Consider the following 3,086-nt stretch of genomic DNA (forward strand, 5'->3'; position numbering starts at 1 on the left):
CGCCTTCCACCCCGGCACCGTGCAGACCAACTTCGCGTCCGACTCGAGCACGATCATGCGCCTCGTCTATCGCACGCCGCTCAAGCACCTGCTGCTCATCAGCAGCGACAAGGGCGGCCGCACCCTGACCTGGTTCGCCGAGGGGACACCCGACGAGACCTGGATCTCGGGGCGGTACTACGACGAGCGCGTGCTGACCCGACGGGTCAATCCGATGATCGAGGATGCTGCTCTCGCCGAGGCGCTGTGGCGCAGGAGCGCCGAACTCGTCGGCATCGACGCCTGAGGCGTCCGCTCCGCGGAGTCCACGCCCAGCGCGCAGGAGTATGCTGGCACGTCGGGTCATGTGACCCCTTCAGAGCGCGAGAGGCGGTGATGGCGATGTCCGGTGATAGTTGCGACGCCGCCTTCGTTGCGTCGCGTCTGACGGCATCCGTGCGTTGAGCTCCGGCTCCGCATCCGCTCGTCCCGCTCCGCAGCCGTCGGCGGCGTCATCCGCCCCCTGACGAAATCTGCGCACGACCCCTCTGTCCGGGCGTGCGCCTGCGAGAACGGAGCCAGCCATGGCCCTCATCGACAACGGCGTGTACGTCCAGGGACGTCGCGTGGAGACCCCCGAGAACCTCGACGAGACCTACCGGTCGCTCGATGCGCACGGCGGCATCGCCTGGATCGGCCTGTACCGTCCGAGCCCCGAGGAGGTCGCCTCGGTCGCGCGCGAGTTCGACCTGCATCCGCTGGCCGTCGAGGACGCCCTCTCGGGACACCAGCGGTCGAAGGTCGAGCGCTACGGCGACACCCTCTTCGCGGTGCTGCGCCCGGCCCGCTACCGCGACGAGCAGGAGTCGATCGAGTTCGGCGAGCTGCACCTGTTCGTCGGCCCCGACTTCGTCGTGACGATCCGGCACGCGGAGTCGCCCGACCTCGCCGCCGTCCGTCGGCGCATGGAGGCGAACCCCGAGCTGCTCGCGATGGGTCCGGAGGCCGTCTTCTACGCGATCCTCGATGAGGTGGTCGACGGCTACGAGCCCATCGTCTCGGGCCTGCTGAACGACATCGACGAGATCGAGGACCAGCTCTTCGGCGACAGCGACGACGACGCGCTCTCCCGCCGCATCTACGAGCTCTCGCGCGAGGTGATCAACTTCCAGCGGGCGGTCCATCCGCTCTCCGGGATGCTGGAATGGCTGCGCCGCGGGTCCGAGAAGTACCGCATCGACGAGGAGCTGCAGCGGTCGCTGCGCGACGTACTCGACCACGTCATCCGCGTGAACGAGCGGGTCGACTCGTTCCGGGCGATCCTCGAGAACGCGCTCACCGTGCACTCCGCGCTCGTCGCGCGGCGGCAGACCGAGGCCGGACTCGCGCAGAACGACGAGATCAAGAAGATCTCGTCGTGGGCCGCGATCATCTTCGCCCCCACGCTCGTCGGCACGGTGTACGGCATGAACTTCGAGGCGATGCCCGAGCTCGAGTGGGCGTTCGGCTACCCGATGGCGATCGGCGCGATGGCTGCGTTCGCCGTCGGCCTCTACGGAGTGTTCAAGTACAAGAAGTGGTTGTGAGGGGGGCCCGCTCAGCGATCGCGCACCTCGATGTTGGCGACCTCGAGCTCGTCGTCGAGCTGCACGAGAATCCGGGAGTCCGGGAACTGCTTCGGCGCATCGAAGGCGATCAGCACCGCATCGGCGAACACCACGGCGGAGGTGGCCTCGAGGTCGTCGCGCAGGTCGGTCTGCTCGATCACCGGCTCGTCGTCGACCGCCTCGTCGATGTCGTCGGCGACCTCATCGATCACCGCACGCCACCGCGTCTCTGACACCGACAGGATGCGGCTGATCGCCCCGAGCAGCTCGTCGGCGTCGAAGCTCTCTTCGTCATCTTCGAGCTCGGGGTCGACGTTGACCGTGACCACCGCGCCGGCCGCGTCGATCGTCGCCCGGCCGTAGACGAGGCCGTTCTCGGCGACCGGATCATCGAGCAGGCCGCTCTCGACGATGCGGGCGAGAAGGTCGTCGAGCAGTGGGGAAGCCATGAGACCAGTCTCCCACTGACGCCGCGGCTAGTCTTTAGGGCGTGCCGAACGCCGAATCCCCCGCATCCGCATCCGATCTCCGCCGCCTCACCGACCTGCTCGCAGGCTCCGAGCCGTTGAACTGGGTCATCACCGGCGACTCGATCACCCACGGACTCGTGCACACGCAGGGTGCACGCACCTACGCGGAGCACCTGCACGAGCTGGTGCGCGGCGAGCTGGGTCGCACCCGCGATGCCGTCATCAACACGGCGATCAGCGGGCACCGTCTCACCGACATCCTCGGCGACTGGGATCGTCGCGTCGCGACCTGGCGCCCCGACATCCTGACCCTGATGATCGGCACCAACGACATGGCGACCGGTCCCGGCCTGGCGACCGTCGCGCCGGCGGAGTTCGCCGCGTCGCTGCGCGAGTTCGTCACGCGCGCGCGGGCTGCGGGCACGATCGTCGTGCTGCAGACCCCGCCGTCGATCGACGTCTCCAACGCACCCGGTCGCGAGCGGATCGTGGAGTTCGCGGATGCCGTGCGCGAGGTCGCCGCGTCAGACGACGTGATCCTCGTCGACCAGCACGCGCGCTTCACCGACCTCGGTGGCGGTGCGGTGCCCTGGGGTCTGATGAACGATCCCTTCCACCCCAACGCCGCGGGTCATGCCGCGCTCGCGCTCGAACTCGCCCACGCCCTCGGCATCCGCCCGCAGCCCGAGGTCGACCGCACCCTGCCCCTGCTCGCGGCACGGGTCGCGGTGGCGCGCCTCTGACCCGGCCCTCCCCTCCGTTCCTGCGTCGGGCGGTGAACGCCGCGATGGGCGGAGGATCTGCGAGAGATCCTCCGCCCATCGGGGAGAAGTCCGCCCAACGGGGCGGAATCAGGTCAGCTGACGACCCAGTCGAACTCGTCGCCGTGCTCCTCGAGCCAGGCGTCGACGGCATCCGCTTCCTTGCCCTCGCCGAACTCGTTCACGACCTTGTCTTCGAGCGAGCCGTACTGCTCGTCGTCGAGCTTGATCTTCTCGATCAGCTCTGCGGCCTCGGGGAACTCCTCGGC

3 protein-coding genes and 2 pseudogenes are annotated in these 3,086 nt (G+C 68.7%); 3 read left to right on the top strand and 2 right to left on the bottom strand.

Annotated features, from left to right (window positions below):
* Window positions 1–286, top strand: a pseudogene (locus ABTZ43_RS17065) (SDR family NAD(P)-dependent oxidoreductase); the annotation flags it as partial.
* Window positions 287–563: 277 nt separating this feature from the next.
* Complete coding sequence (locus tag ABTZ43_RS17070; protein WP_253385154.1) at window positions 564–1,565, top strand: magnesium and cobalt transport protein CorA; 1,002 nt, start codon at window positions 564–566, stop codon at window positions 1,563–1,565.
* Window positions 1,566–1,576: 11 nt separating this feature from the next.
* On the opposite strand, the gene ABTZ43_RS17075 is transcribed toward ABTZ43_RS17070, so the two are convergent.
* On the bottom strand, window positions 1,577–2,035 hold the full coding sequence (locus ABTZ43_RS17075) for a cytochrome C5 (protein ID WP_262492009.1): 459 nt from the start codon (window positions 2,033–2,035) through the stop codon (window positions 1,577–1,579).
* 41 nt (window positions 2,036–2,076) lie between these two features.
* Between ABTZ43_RS17075 and ABTZ43_RS17080 the strand changes: the two genes are divergently transcribed.
* Entirely contained in the window at window positions 2,077–2,799 is a 723-nt protein-coding gene (locus ABTZ43_RS17080; RefSeq protein ID WP_350539629.1) for an SGNH/GDSL hydrolase family protein, read from the top strand.
* 113 nt (window positions 2,800–2,912) lie between these two features.
* Here the strand turns inward: ABTZ43_RS17080 and ABTZ43_RS17085 are convergent.
* Window positions 2,913–3,086 (bottom strand): annotated as a pseudogene (locus tag ABTZ43_RS17085) (glycine betaine ABC transporter substrate-binding protein); the annotation flags it as partial.

The organism is Microbacterium sp. NPDC097977, assembly GCF_040302605.1.
In the GTDB taxonomy this organism is placed as follows: domain Bacteria; phylum Actinomycetota; class Actinomycetes; order Actinomycetales; family Microbacteriaceae; genus Microbacterium.